General features: G+C 35.5%; 17 protein-coding genes. 7 read left to right on the top strand and 10 right to left on the bottom strand.

Annotation, left to right across the window (positions count from 1 at the left end; all coding sequences use genetic code 11):
- Positions 1–53: 53 nt before the first annotated feature.
- The 5 genes from ggt to FLS47_RS06715 form a co-directional block, all read right to left on the bottom strand.
- A complete protein-coding gene (gene ggt / locus FLS47_RS06735; protein ID WP_149913613.1) occupies positions 54–1,748 on the bottom strand; it encodes a gamma-glutamyltransferase in 1,695 nt (564 codons plus the stop codon).
- Between the two features lie 132 nt (positions 1,749–1,880).
- On the bottom strand, positions 1,881–4,676 hold the full coding sequence (locus FLS47_RS06730) for a TonB-dependent receptor (RefSeq protein WP_149913612.1): 2,796 nt from the start codon (positions 4,674–4,676) through the stop codon (positions 1,881–1,883).
- 205 nt (positions 4,677–4,881) lie between these two features.
- Complete coding sequence (locus FLS47_RS06725) at positions 4,882–5,208, bottom strand: nucleotide pyrophosphohydrolase (protein ID WP_149913611.1); 327 nt, start codon at positions 5,206–5,208, stop codon at positions 4,882–4,884.
- Between the two features lie 6 nt (positions 5,209–5,214).
- Positions 5,215–5,673: a D-aminoacyl-tRNA deacylase gene (gene dtd, locus FLS47_RS06720; RefSeq protein WP_149913610.1), complete on the bottom strand. Its 459-nt coding sequence runs from the start codon at positions 5,671–5,673 to the stop codon at positions 5,215–5,217.
- An 84-nt stretch (positions 5,674–5,757) separates the two neighbouring features.
- Positions 5,758–8,235, bottom strand: coding sequence for a TonB-dependent receptor domain-containing protein (locus tag FLS47_RS06715; RefSeq protein ID WP_149913609.1), 2,478 nt, complete (start codon positions 8,233–8,235; stop codon positions 5,758–5,760).
- 319 nt (positions 8,236–8,554) lie between these two features.
- Between FLS47_RS06715 and FLS47_RS06710 the strand changes: the two genes are divergently transcribed.
- Genes FLS47_RS06710 through FLS47_RS06695 form a run of 4 tightly spaced genes read left to right on the top strand, consistent with a single transcriptional unit; the run spans position 8,555 to position 12,110 of the window.
- Complete coding sequence (locus FLS47_RS06710) at positions 8,555–9,721, top strand: amidohydrolase family protein (protein WP_149913608.1); 1,167 nt, start codon at positions 8,555–8,557, stop codon at positions 9,719–9,721.
- A gap of 18 nt (positions 9,722–9,739) precedes the next feature.
- Positions 9,740–10,018: an acylphosphatase gene (locus tag FLS47_RS06705; protein WP_149913607.1), complete on the top strand. Its 279-nt coding sequence runs from the start codon at positions 9,740–9,742 to the stop codon at positions 10,016–10,018.
- A gap of 11 nt (positions 10,019–10,029) precedes the next feature.
- Complete coding sequence (locus tag FLS47_RS06700; RefSeq protein WP_149913606.1) at positions 10,030–11,538, top strand: oligosaccharide flippase family protein; 1,509 nt, start codon at positions 10,030–10,032, stop codon at positions 11,536–11,538.
- Between the two features lie 32 nt (positions 11,539–11,570).
- A complete protein-coding gene (locus FLS47_RS06695; RefSeq protein ID WP_149913605.1) occupies positions 11,571–12,110 on the top strand; it encodes a hypothetical protein in 540 nt (179 codons plus the stop codon).
- Between the two features lie 24 nt (positions 12,111–12,134).
- Here the strand turns inward: FLS47_RS06695 and dusB are convergent, their stop codons facing one another.
- Positions 12,135–13,130 carry a tRNA dihydrouridine synthase DusB gene (dusB, locus tag FLS47_RS06690; protein WP_149913604.1) on the bottom strand — a complete coding sequence of 332 codons (996 nt, stop codon included), beginning with the start codon at positions 13,128–13,130 and terminating at the stop codon, positions 12,135–12,137.
- Between the two features lie 122 nt (positions 13,131–13,252).
- On the opposite strand from dusB, the gene FLS47_RS06685 reads away from it, so the two are divergent.
- Positions 13,253–13,951, top strand: coding sequence for a hypothetical protein (locus FLS47_RS06685; protein WP_149913603.1), 699 nt, complete (start codon positions 13,253–13,255; stop codon positions 13,949–13,951).
- 43 nt (positions 13,952–13,994) lie between these two features.
- On the opposite strand, the gene trpC is transcribed toward FLS47_RS06685, so the two are convergent.
- The 4 genes from trpC to trmD form a co-directional block, all read right to left on the bottom strand.
- Positions 13,995–14,780 (bottom strand): indole-3-glycerol phosphate synthase TrpC, encoded by a 786-nt coding sequence (gene trpC / locus FLS47_RS06680; protein WP_149913602.1) that lies wholly within the window; start codon positions 14,778–14,780, stop codon positions 13,995–13,997.
- A 5-nt stretch (positions 14,781–14,785) separates the two neighbouring features.
- On the bottom strand, positions 14,786–15,355 hold the full coding sequence (locus tag FLS47_RS06675) for an anthranilate synthase component II (protein WP_149913622.1): 570 nt from the start codon (positions 15,353–15,355) through the stop codon (positions 14,786–14,788).
- A gap of 167 nt (positions 15,356–15,522) precedes the next feature.
- The gene (locus tag FLS47_RS06670) at positions 15,523–16,926 is read right to left on the bottom strand and encodes an anthranilate synthase component I family protein (protein ID WP_149913601.1); all 1,404 of its coding nucleotides are present in this window, start codon (positions 16,924–16,926) and stop codon (positions 15,523–15,525) included.
- A 251-nt stretch (positions 16,927–17,177) separates the two neighbouring features.
- A complete protein-coding gene (gene trmD, locus FLS47_RS06665) occupies positions 17,178–17,855 on the bottom strand; it encodes a tRNA (guanosine(37)-N1)-methyltransferase TrmD (RefSeq protein ID WP_149913600.1) in 678 nt (225 codons plus the stop codon).
- A gap of 376 nt (positions 17,856–18,231) precedes the next feature.
- On the opposite strand from trmD, the gene FLS47_RS06660 reads away from it, so the two are divergent.
- Together FLS47_RS06660 and FLS47_RS06655 are read left to right on the top strand one after the other, a co-directional pair.
- A complete protein-coding gene (locus FLS47_RS06660; protein WP_149913599.1) occupies positions 18,232–18,630 on the top strand; it encodes an ISAs1 family transposase in 399 nt (132 codons plus the stop codon).
- 1,083 nt (positions 18,631–19,713) lie between these two features.
- Complete coding sequence (locus FLS47_RS06655; protein ID WP_149913598.1) at positions 19,714–22,677, top strand: SusC/RagA family TonB-linked outer membrane protein; 2,964 nt, start codon at positions 19,714–19,716, stop codon at positions 22,675–22,677.
- Positions 22,678–22,685: the final 8 nt, after the last annotated feature.

Raw genomic sequence — 22,685 nt, 5'->3', positions numbered from 1 at the left:
AAAAAGGGGAAGATAAAAATCTTCCCCTTTTTGTTGATGTCAAAATGTCTTTCTTAATATCCAGCAGCAGTATCGTCACCACGATGATCTGCTCCCGCTTGTAGTTTGCCGTTAGGTAGTACGATGATATTCTCAACACGACCGATATTTCCTCTTTTGTGAATTTTATAACCGTCTTTTTCTAAACTGATACGCGTTTTTTCATCGATAGCTTTTGCTTCTACGTCTATACGATCTGGTTTCCATTGGTGGTGGAATCTAGGTGCACTTACAGATTCTTGTGCAGTCATCCCAAATTCCAAGACATTTAATATTGTTTGGAATACGGATGTGATAATTGTTGAACCGCCTGGTGTGCCAACGACCATTTTCAATTTACCGTCTTTCTCCACAATAGTAGGTGTCATGGCGGACAACATACGTTTTCCAGGTTCTACAGCATTGGCTTTGCCACCTAATAAGCCATACATATTTGGAGTCCCAGGTTTTACGGAGAAATCATCCATTTCATTATTCAACAAGAAGCCCGCGCCGTCGACCCATACCAATGATCCATACGATCCGTTAATAGTCGTTGTTAATGAAACCGCATTTCCTTCTTTGTCAACTATGCTATAATGTGTAGTTTCTTCAGATTCGTAGCCAGGAAATTTACCTGCTTTGATCGTTTCACTATCTGTTGCTTTTGCTAAAGATACATTTGCCATTCTACTTTGATTGTAAGCCGCAGAAGTCAAATGTTCTACCGGGACACGGTAAAAATCTGGATCACCTAAGTGTGTTGCGCGATCTGCGTACACGCGACGCTCTGCTTCGACCATTGCTCTGACAGTGCTGTCTGATTGAAAACCCCATTGTGCCAATGGATATTTTTCGACAGATTGTAATAATGCCAATAATGCCACACCACCACTTGAAGGTGGAGACATAGAAATAATTTTGTGTCCTTTGTATTCACCTACGATTGGTTTGCGCCAAATAGCTTGGTAATCTTCTAGGTCTTTGTGCGAAATAATACCGTTGCCACGTTTCATTTCGGCTACGATATAATCGGCAGTTTTACCTTTATAAAATCCATCACGACCTTCGCTCGCTATACGTCTTAAAGTTTCTGCTAATTCTAATTGTACAAAATTATCTCCTTCTTTCCATTCTTCCGTTTTGATAATTTCTGCACCATTTGGATTGTGTTGGATAAATCTGGCTTTGTAATTATTGAACTCACCAGCTTGTTGTTTTGTTATTGGAAAACCTTTCTCCGCTAATGCTATTGCGGGAGCAACAAGATCTTTCCATGGCAAGGAAGCATACTTTTTAAAAGCTTCATCCATTCCCGCAACTGATCCTGGGACACCTGCAGCTAATTGGCCATATAGACTTAAGTCTGTTATCGGGTTACCATCTTTGTCCAAATACATATCCTTAAAAGCTGCAGCAGGTGCTTTCTCACGAAAATCTAAACAAGCTACTTCTCCAGTCTTACTGCGGTAAACCATAAAACCACCACCACCAAGATTTCCTGCGTTGGGATAAACAACAGCCAAAGCAAATTTGACTGCGATAGCTGCGTCTACTGCATTACCGCCTTTTTTCAAAATATCAACACCGACCTTAGAAGCCAAAGGATGCGCTGTTACCACAGCACCATTATCATAGGTACTACTGATAGGTTGCAGTTCAGTCCGTTGAATCGAAATACAACTGTAACTCAGAAAGGAAACTACGATAAAATAAATGATGTTTTTCATATGATATGTAAGGTTTGCTTGTTTGTGCCTAAAGATACTTATATTCAGAAAAAAAAAGGTAATATAAAGCATAATCTCTAATTATCAGATTATAACAACTAAAAATGGAGCGTATCACGCCCCATCTATATATTATAATGTTAATGCTAATCGTGTAAATGCAAATCGACCGTTGAAGCCAAATTGTTGTCCTGTTCTGGAATACAAAAAGTATCCTGCCCCTTGTAAGGAGCTTCCGTCGCGTACTTTATCTGGGTATACATCAAACAAATTGTTTGCTCCGACAGTCCATTTCAAATTCTTGGTTAGTTGGTAGCCCAAACTTAAATCAGTTACAACTTTACCACCAAACGTTTGTCTATCTGCATCGACATTCGTTGCGCCTTCCACTTCACCGAAGTACACATTACGTAGAAATACATTGAATTTATCAAGTGTGTAATTAAATGAAAGATTTATCTTTTGACGAGGGACAGCAGATTCTAAATAGATGCGAGAAGCCTGATCAAAATAGATGTTTTCTTTGCCAGCTAATTTCTCCGAAGAGTTCACTTCACCCAAAATATTTGTTTTCACAAATGTTCCAGATAAATCCGTACGCAAAGTTCCTTTTCCAATGTTTTCGTTGTACGTTAAGACTACATCTAGTCCTTTTGTTTCGGTGTCAATTGCGTTTGCAAAGAAACGGGCAGAAGAAGCATTTGCAGTTTGTAGTAAGCTGTAAATTTCTTTGTCTTGCTCGCTTGCTCCAGCTGCATTTGAACCAGTAAAGTTTCCAGTATAGACGATACGATCATTTATACGAATGTAATATCCATCAATTGTAGCTTTTAGTTTGCCAAAATTTCCTGTCAATCCAGCGCTGTACGAATGTGAAGTTTCTTGTTTCAGTGACGGAATACCTAATAATTGTGCGGGACGGCTATCGTTTGTGAAAGTTCCAGAATTAATAATTTGCCCATCTACAAATAAACTTGAGGTGGCATTAAAATAACGTTGGTGTAGGGAAGGTGCTCTAAAACCACTACTTGCTGCTGCTCTAAAATTGAATCGTTCGTCTATTTTGTAGCGTGTACTAATTTTCCAATTTAAAGTAGACCCAAAATCAGAGTAATTTTCGAAGCGCAATGCACCTGTCAATAAGAAACTAGGAGTGAAGTTTATTTCGACATCCCCATATGCAGCTATAGAAGAACGTGATTCGTTAATGGCATTGTCAGGCCTGAAACCTCCAAAAGCTTGTGCTCCTGAAGCGTATGCTGATCCGTTAGCAGCAAATCTAGTTTGCACATTGCCTTGGAAATTTGGAATCAATATTGGATTTCCTGCTCCGTCCGTGCCTACTCGAATGGCTTTACCGTAGTCAGCATACGAAGCTTCTTCACCTGCCAAAATTTTATAATTTTCGTAGCGATGTTCTAAACCAAATGCGACGTTAATTCCTGCTAATGTTTGTTCAAAAAATCTATTAACATCAAAATTGGTCGTGTTTTGTGCAAAACGGTAGCCACCATCATCGAAGGATGTCGGTGAGGCTTTAAGCAATGAGGCATTTAGTGAGTTTTCCGTTTTAAAATCAATGGCATTTCGACCGAATGAATTGGAGAAATCCGCATTCCAATTTCCTATTTTACCTTTGATACCTGTTGCAAATGATTGGTCGTAGTTGTCTGTAACAATTAATGGAAGAAAACCTAAAGGATAAATTTCACTAATATTCTGTGTTATTTGTGCTGGCTGTCTTCTGAAAGCTGCAGATTCTCCGTTACGATAATTCAAACCACCAAAAGCGTAGAATTCTGCATTTTCACGGAGAGGAATAGCCGAATTGAAGAACAATGCACCTCCTCGCGTCTGCGCCTGTCCTATGCGCGATACAAAGTCAGCTCTTGTCAATCCTCTTTTTGCTAATTCCGCGTCTGTTACATTTGCGCCAGTAGGTGAAGGATAATCTGTTGGATTGTTATAGTCATTAAATATAACTCCCGTGAATTCTTTTTGTCTGTTTGTTGGTTCACGGAAATCATAAGAACCAGAGAAGTTAATATATCCGCCTCGGTCACCCAATGGTAAACCAAAATTTAGGTTAGCCTGTACTGACTGTCCATCGAATTTGTTTTCTGCATTTTTAGATGCAAATCCACCATAAGTGGCTGAAGCACGCAATTCTTGTACATTATCTTCTAAGATAATATTGATTACACCAGCAATAGCGTCCGAGCCATATTGTGCGGCAGCACCATCGCGAAGTATTTCTATACGTTTTATCGCTGCGGTAGGAATAGCATTCAAGTCTGTTCCTACAGAACCTTTACCAAATGTACCGTTGATATTTACTACAGAAGTCGTATGACGGCGCTTGCCGTTAATTAATACCAAGACTTGATCTGGGCCCAAACCTCGCAACGACGCTGGGTCGATGTGATCCGTTCCATCCGAAATAACTTGTGTATTGGAATTAAATGATGGCGCAACATAGTTTAATATTTGATTCAGAGAAACTTGTGCAACATCCTTAGTTAAGTTTTTGATGTCAATCACATCTACAGGAGCTGGGGTTTCCAAATTGGAACGCGGAACAGCTCGACTACCGACTACAACTACTTCATCCAATGAAGTCGCATCTAGATCAAAGTTTAGCACATTATTAATTGCTTCTGTAATATTTTTAGTTACAGATTTATAACCAACATAAGATACAGTGATTGATTTTGTATTTGCTGTAACATCAATTGTATATGCGCCTTGCGCATCTGTGGATTGTGAAATTCCATCATTAGTGCGTACGGTAGCACCTAATATGTTCTCATTATTTGATTGTACTAGTCCAGTTAGTTTTTGAGTTTGTGCGAAAACATTTACGGTTAGTAAAGCGAAAAATAAGAGGGTGTTGATTTTGAGGGTGTAAGTTTTGTATATCTGCTTCATATCTCACAATTTTAAATAGTTAACGCTGTAAATATATAAAATCTATCTATTAAGTAGTTTAAATTATTTTGAAATTATTTTTCTTCTCGAAAATATTCGTTTGTTCTAGATTTCGAAAGTATATATTTTATCTAAATTTTTAATTTAAAAACTTTAGATAGAATAAGAAGTGTGTTGTAAATGGATAAGGAATAATTCAACTATGCTACTTCAATTTTTCATTATTTTTATGCCTATGGCTATCACGGTTTGTTTTCTTATCCAAATTCTTCTGCAAAGCTTCCGTCAAGTTTACACCTGTTTGATTAGCTAGACAAATTAATACAAAAAAAACATCAGCCATTTCATCTGCTAGATTCACTTCCTTATCTGAATTTTTAAAGGACTGCTCGCCATATTGTCGCGCCATGATGCGTGCAACTTCACCAACTTCTTCCATCAGCATCGCCGTATTAGTCAACTCGTTGAAATAACGTACACCAGTTGTCGTTATCCATTTATCCACGATTTCTTGTGCTTCTTGTATGGTCATAATAGCTTAAAAATTATCTTTATCCTTTGTATTCATAATTATTGTCACAGGTCCATCGTTGCGCAAATCGATTTTCATATCTGCACCAAATATGCCCAATTGAACTTCTTTGTTTAAAAGTGAACTCAGAAACTTGCTCACATCTTCGTACATAGGTTTCGCTTTATCTGGTTTTCCTGCACGAATAAATGAAGGTCTATTGCCCTTTTTGGTTTGTGCAAATAAGGTAAACTGTGAAATCAATAAAATATTTCCGTCAATATCTTGAATCGATTTATTCATTAAACCTTTTTCGTCAGAGAAGATGCGTAAGTTGACTATTTTATTTGCCAACCATTCCATATCTTCTTTGGTGTCGCCTTCTTCAACTCCCAATAATACTAATAAACCATGTTCAATTGCACCTGTGATTTGTTCATCTACGGTACATGAAGCATGTGTGACACGTTGTATAACTGCTCGCATGGTGTAAAAGTATACATTTCATTAAATACAAAAAAGCGGCAATCAAATTGACTGCCGCTTAATTCAAATAGTTAGGGGAAAATATTAGAATCTTAAATTCAAGCCCAACATAAAATTAGTTGTGGCCTGTGGATAATAGAAATTATAATAATCGCGTGTACCTTGTGACTCAAAAATCTGTCCCCAAGTATATCCCGATGTTACATACTTCGCATTGAAGATATTGTTTACCGAAGCTAGCACATCTATATTCTTAAGCCCAAAAGCTGAAAAGGAGTATTGCGATTTTAGATTTGTGTAGGTAAATGGATCAATAGAACGTTCTTTAGCCGTGGTATTGTCAAGATAAACTCTGGAAACGTACTTGCTTACTAATGATATTGACCATTTTTCCGCTGGTAAATAGGTGAAATTATTAGATAGGATGGTACTTGCTGCGTTAGCGATTGTGGTCTTCTTGTATTCATTGATTTCCTCGCCAACTTTATTCCAGTTATCATCCAATATGGATATATTCTCCACGAAATTTTTGATTTTATTTTCACTCAATGCTGCCGTTGCAGACCAGATGAATTTTGGGTGAATAGCCCAACTTGCATCTAATTCTACACCTATCCGATAGCTATCAGGAACATTTTGACGGATAGGTGAGCCGACATTATTGATAGCACCCGTATTGATCAATTGATCTTTGTAGAGCATCGCATATACATTTGTTCCTAAATGTATGTTTGAATTTTTGAAACGATAACCTGCTTCTATATCCTGCATTTTTTCAGGCCTTGGGAATTGGTTTAATGGATTTTCTACATAATCTTTTCGAACAGGCTCTTTGCTCGCATAGGCGTATGAAGCGTAAACATTTGAGCTGGGATTAATAAAGTAGGTCGCTCCAAATTTGGGATTAAAGAATTTCAAATTGTCTTTGAAATTGAGGATTCTTCGACTCCCATCATCGAGGAATTCGTCGTCAGAACCCTGGCCTGAATAATTGATATGACGGTATTGCAAATCAAGGTTCAATAACCATTTGTCATTTTTGTAATCCGTCTTTAGATATATATTGAAATCCTTTTTACTAGCGTCATTCAGATAGTACTTGTTATCGAAGGATTGATTAGGAAATATAGCGACATCAATCGCTTCACCATAATGATCGCCATTATATTGATTGTATGCGCCGCCAATGGTATAATTCCAAAACGAAGAAGGTTTATAATTTAGGGAAAATGTTGTACCATAGAAGTGATTGTCCAACCATCTTCTACGTACTACATCCGAACTTTTGATCTCTTCGCCATTTTGTATTACATTCGGAATATTGTATTTATATAATTTGTCATCTGCTTTAAATTCTTCAAAATAGCCTTTGCCTCTGGTATAGTGCAATGCTGTATTTAGATTCCACTTCTCGTTTGCTAAGTAGGTGTAATGTAAATGCGAATGCGTTTGTGTATAATTATCGGTTTGATCGTCATAGGTGTAATAATTATATCGTCTATCTGCATTAATTAGCCTATCCAATTCAGGTCCTCCATAGATTTCTAATGCATTATAAGCATACCTTTCTAATTCATCTTTACCCGTTCCTTTTAGAATAGGTTCGGGTGTACCATACCAGGCTTGATAAGTTTTCTCTTTGCCAGAGAAAACAGTTGCTTTCAAGATATGCTTGTCTGTATACAAGCCTCCGTCAATATAAAAAGATTTCAAGTCTGATGTTGCTCTTTCGATATATCCATTGGAACTTATTCGTGATAATCTTGTATTGAATGCAAACTTATTGTTGATCAATCCTGTTCCTGCTTTAATCGTGTTTTTCCATGAATTGAATGATCCGAAACTATTATTCAATTCAGCGTATGGTTGCGTTTCTAAAGCGTCCGTTTGAATATTTAAGGAAGCACCAAATGCTCCAGCGCCATTTGTGGAAGTACCAATCCCACGTTGGATTTGTATACTTTCGGTACTCGAGGCAAAATCAGGAAGGTTAACAAAAAAGGAACCCATACTCTCCGCATCATTTAGTGGAATTCCATTTAATGTCACATTTATACGTTGATTATCGGAACCTCGAATAGTCATGTTAGTATAACCTATACCTGCGCCAGCATCCGAGCCAATAATTACGCCCGGAGTTTGATCCAATAAATAAGGAATATCTTGACCAAGGTTGTTTTTCTTGAGTTCTTCCTTATTCAAATTTTTAAATGTAGTGGCAGAATTTTCCTTTGCACGTGTTGCATATACAAATACAGCATCTGATTGTATTTGGGAAAGTTCCAATTTGATAGTGTAGTAGGCTTGTGCAGAACTTGTTCTTCCATTGTAATCTTTGAAACCGAGATGTTTTACGCGAATGGATGCGGAATTAGAATTTTCTAAGCTGAAAAGTGCAGTTCCACTCTTGTCAGTTTGATTTACGACATTACCAACTATCACGGTGGCATTAGCAAGTGGCGAAGATTTCTCATCTACTACCTTCACAGTAATGTTTTGTTGCGCGAAACATACAGTCGCAAGTAGGACAAATGTCCATGAAGCAATAAAATGCTTAAACATAAATAATAATTAATTTTTGAGTTAAACCCAATTACTGCAAGGGGTTACAGTAACCTCTATTTAACCGCCCATTCCCTACGCTGGCATTATCCAGATCAGGTGTGTTAATTCCTTTTAAAGAATTAATCCGGGTATATTCTCAGCCTGTCTTTGTGTTTTAAACAAGGCACCCCTATATGATGGGAGCAAACTTAACTTTTTTTATTGTATAAATAAAAAAAGATATAATTATTATTAAAAAACTGTATCTTTCTCAAAAAATAGATCAAATTTTTTTTAATCACACGACACAAAACAATACAACACACAGAATAATTACATGATACAATACTTTTCGGCTGATTATATTATTCCTGTAACGTCAGATCCTATAAAAAATGGTATAGTAGCGATTGAGGATGGGAAAATAATAGGTATCCATAAGGAATTAGATTCATCTTTTAAAGCTGATGTAAAATCATTTTCCGGAGTTTTAATTCCAGGATTTATAAACACGCATTGTCATTTGGAGTTATCACATTTGGTAAATGTAATTCCCCCAAAAACTGGTCTCGTAGAATTTATAGGAAAGGTTATGGAATCTCGTGGCAACGATGTCACGAATATAAGTAATGCGATGAAATTAGCAGATGAGTTAATGTTTACTAATGGTATCCAGGCTGTTGGTGACCATGTTAATACTTCGCTATCTGCAGATATCAAACATAATAGCAATATTTTATATCACACATTTGTTGAAATCATAGGTTTAAATGAAGAGGAGATGCTTGCTAAAATAGACGAAGCAAGGGACATTGAGTTCTACTTTAATTCTATGCACTCATCTATAACTCCACACTCTCCTTATTCTTGTTCCATATCTTTGTTTAAGGGGTTAAAAAAATCAATTAATGAGGATAATATACTTTCTATTCACAACCAAGAAAGTGCAGAAGAAAATAAATTGTTTAGATATAAGAGGGGAAAGTTTTTAAGCTTCTATGAAAACTTGGGTTTGGATTTGGATACCTTCAAGGCACATTCTCGTAACTCTATTCAGACTTATTTGAATTATTTACCTATAGCAAATCGGACTATATTAGTTCATAATACGTACACTTCGTTAAAAGATTTGGATTTTATTGCGCGAACGGGACACGAAGTAACTTTATGTTTATGTCCCAAAGCAAATCTTTACATTGAGGATACTTTGCCTAAAGCTCAATTATTTAATAGTCATAAGTTCGATATTGCATTAGGTACAGATAGTTTGGCTTCCAACGATACTTTAAGTATTTTGGAAGAATTAAAAACACTTCATAATGCTAATCCGGATTTAAACTTCTTAGAAAGCATTAGATGGGCTACTATTAATGGAGCAAAAGCATTAGGACTTACAAAAGAAGTTGGTTCACTAGAAGTAGGTAAAAAGCCTGGCTTAGTCTTATTAAAAAATATGACTAAACTAAAAATGTCCGATGAGGTTACTTTAGAAAGAATTATTTAATTGCTTACTTTTGCTTTGATGAAACACATAAATATCAAAGTAAAAGGTAAAGTTCAAGGCGTATATTTTAGAGCAAGCACAAAGGCGGTGGCAGACCAAGTGGGGGCTAATGGCTTTGTAGTTAATCTTAAGGATGGTTCGGTTTATATTGAAGCCGAGGGTGATATGTTTGCATTGGATGCTTTGGTTGAATTCTGTCATGAGGGTCCAGATGATGCCGTAATAGAGTCAGTGGAGGTAGAGGAGATTGTTGAGCTAAAGGGGTTCAAGAATTTCGAAATCCTTAAACGTATTTAATAATTTCGCCTGTGTCTGCTATTAAAAAGTTACTTAGCGATACCGTAATATACGGACTGACTACCATTATATCTCGTGTCTTAAATTTTCTTTTAACACCATTTTTTACCCGTAGTCTTGAAACCTCACTCTACGGAATTTTTACCAATCTATACGCTTATGCAGCGATGATCAATGCCGTTTTGGCATTTGGTATGGAGACTACCTATTTTAGATATTTGCAGCGTGTAGATAAAGAAGACAAGGAAAAAGTCTTTAACAATAGTTTTGTTGTTACTTTATTTGCTACCGTGATTTTCGTCAGTAGTATGTTTGTTTTTTCCCAACCCATTGCTGAATTTATTAAATCAGTTGACCTGGATCTCAATGAATATATTGTATTTGTCAAGTTTTTTGCTGTTATACTGGCTGCTGATGCATTAGCTGTAGTACCATTTGCTCGTTTGAGAGCCGAAGGGCGTCCTATTCGTTACAGCACCATAAAAATTATAAATATTCTGATCCTTGTATTTTGTAATCTGTTTTTACTTTTTTGGCTTCCTAGTTTAGTTAAGGAATATACATTTTGGCAAAATATCTCTTCCGGATGGTTTAGAAACGGTTGGTTAGGCAATGTTTTTATATCTAATTTGATCGCAAGTTTGGTGACTTTGTCAATGCTTATTCCTCAAATCTTAAAATTCTCATTTAAAATTGATATGGTTTTGTTGAGGAGCATGCTTAATTATAGTTTTCCAATTTTAATAGCGAATATTTCATTCATCATTAATGAGCACTTAGACAAAATGATGTTCCCGAAATTAGTTCCTACAGCAGATGGGGAGCGTGACTTGGGGATTTATGGTGCAGTGGCTAAACTAGCTATATTTTTGAACCTTTTTGTGACTGCATTTCGTTTAGGGGCAGAACCATTTTTCTTCTCTTATGCCAAAAATCAAAATGCGAAACAGGTTTATGCTAAGATTATGGAGTATTTTATCATTGTGATGGTTTTGGTCATGATTGCTCTTTGTGCAAATATATCTTGGCTCAAGAATTTTATTCGAGGAGGAGAGTTCACAGCAGAAGTTTATTGGACGGGGTTGTACATTGTGCCTATTCTACTTTTCAATAATGTTTTGCTGGGTATTTATATGAATCTTTCTATATGGTATAGATTATCTGATCAGACACGCTATGGACTTTATATATCTGTTGTTGGAGCAATTATTACGGTCATATTAAATGTTGCACTTATACCGACATTTTCTTATTTGGGCGCAGCACTTTCTACTACGCTAACATATTTTGTGATGGTTTCGATGTCATATAGCCTTGGTCAGAAAAACTATCAAATCCCTTATAATTTATTGAAATCTGTCTTCTATCTTTTTTTAGCAATAATTTCAACTGCTTGTATGTACTATGTTTTTAATAACAATCTATTGCTAAGTAATGCTTTATTGATTATAGTTTTAGGTTTTGTTCTTTATTTAGAAAGAAATTTTATTCGCTTTGTAGCGTCTAGGCTTAAAAAGTAGTTCTATATTAGATTTAAATTATTTAACCGTTTATGAGAAGACTTTTACTTTTTATGATGATTATATCATCTTTTAGTTCTGTATTCGCACAGGAGTCAACAGAGCAGTTACCTAATTTTAGGAAAAATGACATTTTATTAGATCCTTTTTGGCTTATAGGGGGATTGGCAATAAATGCTTCTTACGAAAGAATTATTTCTGAAGATGCGGGTCTAGGAGCGAATGCTATATTTGGGTTTGGTGATGATTTGGAAGACTTTACACAAATATCCCCATTTTACAGAGCTTATTTTGGTAGTAAGTATGCCTCTGGTTTCTTTATTGAAGGTTTTGCACCGATAACTTTTAGTAGAGAATACGATAATACTATTTGGCCAGGTGAAAATAATAGAGGTATTAGTGCAGTATATACTACGGGTGGCTTGGGCTTTGGATTAGGTGCAAAGTGGGTTGCAAAGAAAAAATTTGTTTTCGAGTTAAACTTAGGGATTGCCCGAAAGTTTATAGGTGACCGCGGATCTGATGACGCAGTAACGGGTAAAGGTATGTTAGGTATTGGATTTGCCTTTTAAAATAACACAATTGGCCGTTTATAATTAAACGGCCAATTGTGAAAAATTATATTTTATATCTTCTAAGACTTCAATTATTTCTTTCTCTGTGGATAGACTGACTAATTTCATACGTTGTTCTTTAAAATTAGGAATGCCTTTGAAATAATTTGAATAATGTCTACGCATTTCGAATATTCCTAATTTATCACCTTTCCATTCAATAGATTTGGTAAGATGTGTTTTACACACTTCCACGCGTTCGGCTATTGTTGGTCCCTGTAAGAGCTCTCCAGTTTCGAAGTAATGCTTTATCTCTCTAAAGATCCAAGGATATCCAATAGCAGCCCTGCCAATCATTATACCATCTACTTCAAATTCTTTACGCCATGCCGCAGCTTTCTCGATAGAATCCACATCGCCATTTCCAAAAATTGGGATTTTAATACGGGGATTTTTCTTTACATCACGAATCATTGTCCAATCCGCTTCTCCTTTATAAAGTTGTGCTCTAGTACGTCCATGAATTGCAAGTGCCTTGATCCCTACATCTTGTAGACGTTCTGCTACTTCATACACGTTTTTCGTGTTATCATCCCAACCCAAACGAGTTTTAACAGTTACCGGCAGGTGCGTAGCCTCGACAACAGCTTTAGTCATGGCGACCATCTTATCAATGTCTTGTAACAAAGATGAGCCCGCACCTTTACATACGACCTTTTTTACTGGACAACCGTAGTTGATGTCGATTAAATTTGGGTTTGCTTTGGTACAAATCTCCGCGGATTTCCGCATACTTTCGATGTCACCACCAAAAATTTGAATTCCGATAGGTCTTTCATATTCAAAAATATCAAGTTTTTGAACAGATTTAGCTGCATCACGAATCAATCCCTCAGAAGAAATAAATTCAGTATACATCAAATCCACACCATTTTGTTTGCAAACATAACGGAACGGAGGATCGCTGACATCTTCCATCGGAGCTAACAACAATGGGAATGCTCCAAGGTCAATATTTTCACCAATTTTTACTGACATGCTGCAAAAGTACAGAATAATTTACAAAATATTAAAAGCAACTTTGTTGCGTTATTATTTTTTTGTATAATTGCAACAATGTTGCAACAATTATTTTTATTCATGTTATTAATTTAAAAATTATGTTAAGAAAAATTACATTAAGAAAAATTGCATCCAAAATGCTAGTGATTGCTAGCGTAATTATGTTGATAAGTGCATGTGGTGATAAGGAAGATTCTATTATAGAGTTAGATTTGAGGAAGTCGGAATTAGTTTTCACACCCTTAACTGGCGAGCAAGTGCAAGCGCACGGGGATCATTTTCACGGTTTAGATAATGGAGAATTAGGTTCTCCTATTGTGCTTACATTTGACAAAAATGGAAAAGTTGTGGGCAATGCTTTATTAAAGATTAAGTCGGATGTTACGTATAAAATTGATTTGAAGTCCTGGGATGAATCGGGAAAAGAAATACAAAATGATTTTATTAAGGACAAATTGACGGCAGATAACTACAAAGCTTTTCTAGTAGGGGCAGATTTTAAGTTAAATCCAGATTCTGAAAACGAACAAGGCGCGCTATTTCAACCGCGCGAGAAAAAATATAGTGACAACACGGATGTTTCAGGTAAGTATGAAGTTACTGGTGTGTTGTCTTATTTTATTTTGGGAAAGGAAAATCAAGAAAAATTGCCTACCAAGGTTACTTTTGTACTACGCAAATTGAATGAAGGAGTAAAAGGAAAAATAGAGCGTACCGACTGGAATAGAGCAGACTATAAAACTGCATTTCCAGGTCAAAATGTACTGGAACTTAATTTTGAAATCCACGCACAATAAATAAATCTTAAGGAGAAGTGATTTAAACTTCTCCTTAATTTAACTATTTTATTTGATTTACAAACTCTTTTATTGCCTGTGCAGGATCGTCAGTTTTCATAAAGTTTTCGCCAATAAGGAAGCTATTAAACCCTCTTTCTTTTAGATCCTTGATTGTCTCAGGATTTGAAATGCCACTTTCTGATACTTTGATATAATTATTTGGAATTTTATTAACCAAATCATAGGAGTGTTCAAGTGAAACTGAAAAATCCTTCAGATTGCGGTTGTTTACACCGATCGCATCAATGTTTGGAAAAATATTTTGAACAAGCTCTTCCTCATTGTGTACTTCTAATAATATGTTAAGTCCTAATGATTTAGCGTAATTGGAAAAGTCTTCTATTTCTTCTGGTTTTAGGCAAGCCGCTATCAAAAGAATAATATCTGCACCATATGCTTTTGCTTCGGCGATTTGGTATTTGTCAACTATAAACTCTTTTCGTAACAAAGGGATAGTGAGTACAGCGCGAGCTTGTGTCAAGTCTGCTAAAGTTCCTTGAAAAAAATCAGTATCTGTTAACACGGATATTGCGGAGGCTCCGGCATTTTGATAACCCAACACGACTTCTTCAACAGTAGAATGGCCGTTGATTAGTCCCTTCGATGGTGAAGCGCGTTTGTATTCGGCGATGATTCCAGTTCTATCGGGATGTAATACGGATTCTTTCAGCGAAAAACAGCTTCGCTCGAATAGTGGAAATTGGGTCAATTCTCCCAAAGAAACTTTAGACTTCGCTTCTTTAACTTCCTGTTTCTTTCTTTCTACGATTTTATCTAAAATAGTCATTGCTCTTATTTTAACCAATTAGCGATTAGTAATTTCCCGTTGTCCGTCAAGACAGATTCTGGATGAAATTGCATACCACGTACGTCATATTCTTTATGCGTCAATGCCATGATGATTCCATTTTCGTCTACTGCAGTCACATATAGTGAATCGGGTAGGGTATTTGGATCCACTGCCCAAGAGTGATAGCGTCCAATTTTAGAGTCCTTTGGGAAATTTTGAAATAATTTTTCCGAATTATCGATTACATTAATCGGAGTAGCTACACCATGCAAAGGCTTAGGTAAATTAAACAATGTTCCACCGAAAACCTCAGCTATTGCTTGTTGGCCTAAGCAAATTCCTAAGATGCTTTTTGTTGGGGCATATTTGCGAATTACATCTAACAGTAACCCTGCTTCTTCGGGTATACCTGGCCCTGGAGATAGCAATATTTTGTCAAACTGTTCAACATAGTCTAATTCGAATTTGTCATTACGTACGACCACGTAATCTTGATTCAACTCTTGCAATAAGTGAACTAAATTGTATGTAAATGAGTCATAATTATCAATGACCAATATCTTTGCTTTCATTCTTTCTGAATCTACCTCACTTTTTAAAATCGAATCTATTCTTTCGAATGTTTCTGATTTTTTGATGTATTGTTTTTTTAATTCTTCCAATTCGTTAATGCGACTATTTATTGTGGCAATCGAATCGTTGAAGTGTTGTATATCTGTACAGTAATCTAATGGACGTATCATATATTTTGAGCTAAATCTAAAGCTCTGCGTAATGCAGCAATTTTGTTATTTACTTCTTGCAATTCTTTCTCTGGATCAGAATCCAATACAATGCCTGCGCCAGCTTGGTAATGCAAAACATTCTTTTTACTAAGGAACGATCGAATCATAATGGCATGGTTAAAATCTCCATTGAATCCCATATAACCCAAAGCACCCGAATAGAAAGTGCGTTGCAAACCTTCGTAACGATCAATTAAGGTTAGTGCCATATGCTTTGGAGCCCCCGAAAGTGTTCCAGCAGGATAAGTGTCACCGACAACGTCAAATGGGTTGGTATTCTCTTTTAATTTGCCTGATACCTTAGATACCAAATGTATAATATGTGAATAATATTGGGCTTCTTTGTAAGATTTTACTTCCACATGATGACAATGTCTGCTCAAGTCATTGCGCGCCAAATCCACTAGCATCACGTGTTCTGCGGATTCTTTAGGGTCATTTTTTAATGATTCCGCAATTTTTTCATCCTCTTCTAAATTACCAGTTCGTTTGAAAGTACCAGCAATAGGATAGATAGTTGCCACATCTTTTTTGATGGTAATCTGTGCTTCAGGTGAAGATCCGAATAATTTGAAATCGCCATAATCGAAATAGAATAAATATGGCGAAGGATTGATCGAGCGTAGTGCGCGGTATACGTTGAATTCATCACCAGCAAAAGGTGTTGAAAAACCTCTTGAAGGAACAATTTGAAAGACGTCTCCGCGTTGAATATGTGCCTTCATTTTGTTGACTAAGGCCTTAAATTCTTCATCGTTCATATTGGACGATTCTTCACCTTTCACTTCAAACGAGTATTCTGGAAAATTTTTATTTTGAATCAAATATTCTAAACGGTCTAAATCAGATTCTTCACCATCTAAAAGATTTTCGAAAATATAAAGTTGATTTCTAAAGTGGTCGATTGCAATGACATACTTATAGACATGGTATTGCATGAAAGGTATATTTCTCGCGTCATTTGCATCAGCTGTTAGCTTGATGTCCTCGAAATGTTCAACAGCATCAAATGTAAAATAACCGAAGAGACCATTGGAAATTACATTTACTTCTGGAAGTTCAAGTCCCTCAAAAGATTTGCGAAATGCAGAAACCTCATGGCGTAAATTTATTTGACTTGCTTGTTTAATTTCTTTTGGTTGATTTGGGTAGGATATGGATAATTCTTGGTCATTTAAAATAATTCCAGCGATTTGTTGGCAACATATATAGCTGATATTATTGTCTCGGCTGTGGTATTCTGAACTTTCCAACAAGAGGCTGTTCGGAAAGGTATCTCTTAATCGCAAATATATACCTACAGGAGTGGTCGTATCCGCTAGTATTCTTTTATAATTAGTTTTAAATGAATATCTCATATTTTTCAAATAAGTTGTCAATAATAACAAAAAAAGCCCGATGTATATACATCGGGCTTAAATGGTTTTGGTTGATTTAATAAAAATGTTTTATCTTGAATACCATTATAGACTAGTTCCCGATGCTTATAGCTTCAGGCCACCACCAATATTGATATGTAAAAAACGTATGCATTAATGCTACAAATATTATAATTAATTTTATATATTCAAACAAAAATTAAAAAAAAATCAACAAAACTTATAAATTTTTAATCATTTAACAAATCAGGCCTTCTTTCTCTTGTTCTTGCAAGTTGCTGTTCGTCACGCCATTCGTTGATTTTTGCTTCATTTCCACTCAATAAGATATCTGGTACACGAAGTCCTCGCCATTCTGCGGGTCGCGTATAGATAGGTGCATCCAATAGCCCATCTTGAAAAGAGTCCGAAAGCGCAGAAGTTTCATCCGATAGTACACCAGGTATTAATCGTATTACAGCATCTACAACAATAGCTGCTGGCAATTCTCCCCCAGAAAGTACATAGTCCCCAATAGAAATCTCTTTTGTAACGAATACATCGCGGATGCGTTGATCGATACCTTTATAATGACCACATAGGATGATAATATTTCCTTTAGTGGATAAATCATTTGCAATACTTTGATTTAAAGTGACACCATCGGGCGTCATATAAATTATGTCATCATAATCTCTTTCGCTTTGTAACTTTTCAATGCATAATGCGAAAGGTTCAATTTGTATAACCATACCAGACCCGCCACCATAGGGGTAGTCGTCCACAGACTTTTGCTTGTTAACGGCATAATCACGAAGATTATGAACATGAATTTCTGCAATTCCTTTTTTTTGTGCACGCTGAAGAATTGAATGCGCAAAGGGACTCTCTAATAATGATGGTAATACGGTGATGATATCAAATCTCATTTTGCAAAGATAGGAAACATTGTATTGAAATAGGAAAGTATCTCTTTACAGTCAGGGCTGACGCATAAGAAAGTTTAAAAATCGTCCATTTTATTGACTTGTGTTGAAAACTGTGTAATATCTTGTTTTGGTGTAAACTAGGTTAGCTTTGAGTTTAAGCTGTTTCTTTGTTGTTAAGCTATGGAAGCACCCCTTTACAGACATTTTAAATGGATACCTGATCCTCGGACATGCAATAATAAGAAACATAATCTTACTGAACTCATGCGGGATTATTTGAGTGCTGTTTTCGAGCTTGGACCGCCGAGTTGAGTGAAAGTTTGAGAACTATTTCGGCTAGCACTGAACGCGATTTAATAGCGATTGATGGAAATCGATTTGCAATAGTGTGAATAAGAGAGATGGACTGGGAGCACTTCACATGATAAGCGCGTGGAGTTGTCGCAATCAATTGGTTCTGGGGCAGCAGAAAGTTGCCGATAAGAGTAATGAAATTACAGCTATTCCAGAATTATTATCATTATTAGATATCAAGGGCACCGTGATTACTATTGATACTATGGGGACACAAAAAGAAATTGCTACTAAAATAGTTGAACATAAAGGTGATTACATTCTTGTTTTAAAACAAAATCAACAAGCACTATATGACCAGGTTTTCAATCAGTTTAATTTCAAGGAAGACAGCTACAGCCAACATTTGGATAAAGGGTATGGTCGTTCGGAAATCCGCACATGCAGAGTGATTAGCCACTTAAATTACATTGATGAGTAAGAAAACTGGAGGGGTCCAAACAGTATTATCAAAATTACTTCAGAGCGAATTATAGGCGAGTCCCATACCATTCAGGACAGGTATTACAACTCTAGCTTAGAAGATGATGCCGCATATTTTAATCAAGCAGTTCGTGCACATTGGGAGATTGAGAATCAATTACATTGACAATTAGACCTCGGATTTGGAGAGGATTATAATACCACAAGAAATCGAAGGGCTGCTCAAAGCTTTTCTGTTGTAAGAAAACTCGCGTTGAACATACTTAAAGGCGATGTAGCCAATAAATCCAGCCTAAAAGCAAAACGAGAAAAGCAGGCTAGAATAATGAATACCTACTGAAATTAATCGTTAATGTAAATTTCTAGTGCGTCGGCCCTGTCTTTACAGTTTTGTGACATTAGTTTTTTAATCTTAATCTTAATATTTCGTGTATTTCTATACTTGCAAAATTTAATTCTTATAATATCTATTTTTATCGAATGAATTTTGTTTTTTTTATTTATTGCTATATAATCTAATAGTTATACGCTTTTTATTGTATGAAATATTTTTTGAATAGAACTATAGTATCCATAAATTTTACTAGCAATAGTTTAGCCTAAATAGAAAGCCTTTGCTTGATAAAGTTAGCTACATAAATGATATCTTATAAATCTTTTAACCACGATAAAGCTCTAGTAAAAAAAGGAAATTAAAAAAATAGTGAGTGAAGAATATTTTGTTTTATGTAAATATTTTAAAATTTTATTCTGAATATTTCTTTGTCTTTTTATGTTCATAATATGAAACAGTTGTTTAAGCAATTTATAATATATTTGAACTTATTATAAAATTGTTTTAATTATTTTATTTTTTTATTCAAATACTTGCAATAACAACTTCAATAGTATAGATTTGCGCTCTATTCGTTAAAATGTGTTAAAATTGTATAATTGTTTTGCATACCTTTTGCCGAATTTAAATAACAAAATTTTATAACTAAAAATATTTTTAATGAAATTATTCTTTATTAGTTTAATTTTTTTAAATAGTTGTTTTAGATATATTTAATTAAGCATTTTTTAATAATAAACTAAACATATGAAACAAAAGTTACTCAGTACTATGTTTGCGCTGGCTTGTGTTACAAGCTATTCTTATGCGCAGGAACGTCAAGTGAGTGGTAAAGTTACTTCCTCTGATGGATCACCTATTGTAGGTGTGTCTATTTCAGTTGTTGGAAAATCTGTTGCTACTCAAACAGATGCATCCGGTAATTTTACAGTATCAGTAATTCCGGGATCTACAATTGTGGCATCTTCTATTGGTTATATAACTCAAAGAATTAATGTTGGTAACTCGTCTGTAATTTCAATATTATTGGAGTCAGATGATACTGATCTCGAAGAAGTGGTAGTCGTAGGTTATGGTTCAGGAGTGAGCTCTAAGAAAGTCGTTGGTTCTGTTAGTAGAGTTAGTTCCAAAGATTTAGAAGCTAAGCCAAATGCAAATGCTTTAGAATCTTTACAAGGTAAAGTTCCGGGATTACAGGTTTATACATCTACTGGTGAGCCTTCCGCTACACAATCAGTTCGTTTGAATGGTGTGGGCTCTATAAGTGGGGGAAGTACGCCATTATACGTGCTGGATGGTGTACCTATTGCTTCAGGTGCTATTGTGTCATTAAACCCTAGTGATTTCGAAAGCGTAACTGTATTGAAAGATGCTTCTTCGACTTCAATTTATGGTTCTAGAGCAGCTAATGGTGTAATCTATATTACTACTAAAAAAGGTAAACGTGGGGAGTCTGCTACTATTAATTTGAGAACACAATGGGGGTTCTCTAACTTAGCACGTTCAGAAGCTCAACAAAATATGATGAATTCTGAGCAATTGTTAAACTATTGGTTGGAATCTGGTTATAGATCACAAGCACAGGTTGATAAATTAAAAGAAGATTGGCCTCATGATACATATTGGACAGATTATTATTTCAAACAAAATGTTCCAATGCAACAACATGATTTGAGTATTTCTGGTGGATCAGATAAAACACAATATTTCATTTCATCATCATACTTGGATCAAGAGGGTGTAATGTACAGATCTGGATTTGATAGAATCACATTGAGAAGTAACATTACTACTAAGTTAAATGATTGGGCAAAAGTTGGTTTAAATTTATCTGGTGGATACGATAAGAGAGAAACCAATCAATATACTTCTAATAGTTTAAATGGTGGTTTAGCAATCTTAGCATTACCATGGTATACACCATATGATGCGAATGGAAATGAGTATTATGAGACGCAGATTCCTGGTTTGGGTAGATTTTCGCCTAAATATTTAGCCGATAAAAATCCTTCATTAGGTAAAAATCAACAATTTAATCCAACTGCTTTCGTTGAAATTACACCTATTGAGAATTTAACATTGAAATCTCAAGCAGGTATGGATTATTATAATTACAGGTCATCAGCACGCAGATTGCCTTCATTTGCTTCAAACTTAAATAATGGTACGGCTACAGAATCATGGTCTCAAGGTGTTTCACGTACAATAACAAACACAGCTGAATACAAATGGTCTTTGAATGATTTGAATGCTTTTACATTTTTAGCGGGTCAAGAATTTGTCGATTACAAGGAAGATTCATTCAATGGATATGGGACAGGACTTACGGATGATCGTTTAATTTTGCTAGGTAATACTACTACAGGTTTTACCGTTGGTCAATCAAAGACAGAATATGCTTACAATTCATTGTTTGGTGCTGTAAACTATGATTACAGATCTAAGTTATATTTGAGAGCTACTGTACGTCAGGATCAATCATCACGTTTTGGTAAAGACTTATCTAAAGCAACATTTTGGTCATTGGGTGCAAATTATGACTTGAAAGAAGAGGCATTTTTAAAAGATGTTAATTGGGTGAATGATTTCCGTTTTAAAGTTTCTACTGGTACATCTGGTAACTCAGGTACATCAGGCTCGGATTGGAATTATCAACACTTAGCGACAGTTTCAGCAGGTCAATATAACGCTGGTTCAGCATGGGGATTAAATAGTGCTGGAAATCCTGAATTATCTTGGGAAAAACAAGCGTTAACAAATGTTGGTATTGAAACCACATTATTTAATAAATTAAATGTAGGGGTTGAATATTTCAATAGAAATACCTCTAGTTTATTAATGGATGTTCCTTATCCATATACTACTGGTTATTCAAGTGTTAAATCTAATGTTGGTAAATTAAACAACAAAGGTGTTAACTTTGATATTAGCTATGATGTATTTAATTCTTCTGATTTTTACTTAACACCGTATGTGAATTTTGGCTACGTTAAACAAGAAATTAAAGAATTATTCCAAGGTAGAGATTATTGGATCATTCCTAATACTGGTGTAAGTTATGTAGTAGGTCAACCTATTTCATTCTTTTATCCGATGTTGAAAGGTGTTAATCCTGATAATGGTAATTTAGAGTGGTTTGTTCCTGGTGATGATATTACAAAGACAAATAATGATCCTAATAATGTAACTTCATCATTTAGTACTGCTGCGTTACAGCAAAATACAGGTATTAAACGTTATGCTCCAATTAATGGTGGGTTTGGTTTGAGCTCTGGATACAAAGGCTTCTCATTAGATGCACACTTTACATATTCATTGGGTAAATATTTAATAAATAATGATGCCTACTTTTTCTCAAATCCTTCTGCATTCCCTGGTTACAACCAAACGAATTCAGTAAATGATTTTTGGAAACAGCCAGGTGATGTTACTTCTTTCCCACGTATTGGTGTGGCAAGACAATTTGATTCATCTTTAATCGAGAATGCTTCATTCTTACGTTTGAAAAATATCACATTCGGGTATACTTTGCCTAAATCGGTTTTAGAAAAATCTAAATTTTTTAGATCTGCAAAAGTATTTTACGTAGGCCGTAATTTATTGACAGTGACTAAATATTCAGGTGCTGATCCAGAAGTGGATTCTAACTTGACTACGGGTGCAAATCCTAATACTCAACAATCAGTATTCGGATTAGAATTAACTTTTTAATATAAATT

The organism is Sphingobacterium cavernae (assembly GCF_008520265.1).
Classification (GTDB): Bacteria; Bacteroidota; Bacteroidia; order Sphingobacteriales; family Sphingobacteriaceae; genus Sphingobacterium; species Sphingobacterium cavernae.
The sequence above is the reverse complement of the archived record's forward strand: the minus strand, read 5'-3'. Positions and strand labels throughout refer to the sequence as shown.